The 754-nt window shown below is 54.9% G+C and carries 1 rRNA gene; it reads right to left on the bottom strand.

Going from position 1 to position 754, the window contains the following annotated elements:
* Nucleotide 1 precedes the first annotated feature (1 nt).
* Nucleotides 2-754: ribosomal RNA gene (locus NQ095_RS22480) — 23S ribosomal RNA — on the bottom strand; the annotation flags it as partial.

The raw sequence follows: 754 nt of genomic DNA, 5'->3' as shown, positions 1-754 counted from the left end.
TGTGGTTAAGTCCTCGATCGATTAGTATCAGTCAACTCCACATGTCGCCATGCTTCCATCTCTGACCTATCTACCTAGTCATCTTCTAGGGATCTTACTCACTTACGTGATGGGAAATCTCATCTCGAGGGGGGCTTCATGCTTAGATGCTTTCAGCACTTATCCCTTCCGCACATAGCTACCCAGCGATGCCTTTGGCAAGACAACTGGTACACCAGCGGTGCGTCCATCCCGGTCCTCTCGTACTAAGGACAGCTCCTCTCAAATTTCCTGCGCCCACGACGGATAGGGACCGAACTGTCTCACGACGTTCTGAACCCAGCTCGCGTACCGCTTTAATGGGCGAACAGCCCAACCCTTGGGACCGACTACAGCCCCAGGATGCGATGAGCCGACATCGAGGTGCCAAACCTCCCCGTCGATGTGGACTCTTGGGGGAGATAAGCCTGTTATCCCCGGGGTAGCTTTTATCCGTTGAGCGATGGCCCTTCCATGCGGAACCACCGGATCACTAAGCCCGACTTTCGTCCCTGCTCGACTTGTAGGTCTCGCAGTCAAGCTCCCTTGTGCCTTTACACTCTGCGAATGATTTCCAACCATTCTGAGGGAACCTTTGGGCGCCTCCGTTACTCTTTAGGAGGCGACCGCCCCAGTCAAACTGCCCACCTGACACTGTCTCCCACCCCGATAAGGGGCGCGGGTTAGAATTTCAATACAGCCAGGGTAGTATCCCACCGATGCCTCCACCGAAGCT

The organism is Rossellomorea sp. SC111 (assembly GCF_024733565.1).
In the GTDB taxonomy this organism is placed as follows: domain Bacteria; phylum Bacillota; class Bacilli; order Bacillales; family Bacillaceae_B; genus Rossellomorea.
This window is presented reverse-complemented; position numbering and strand designations above follow the sequence as displayed.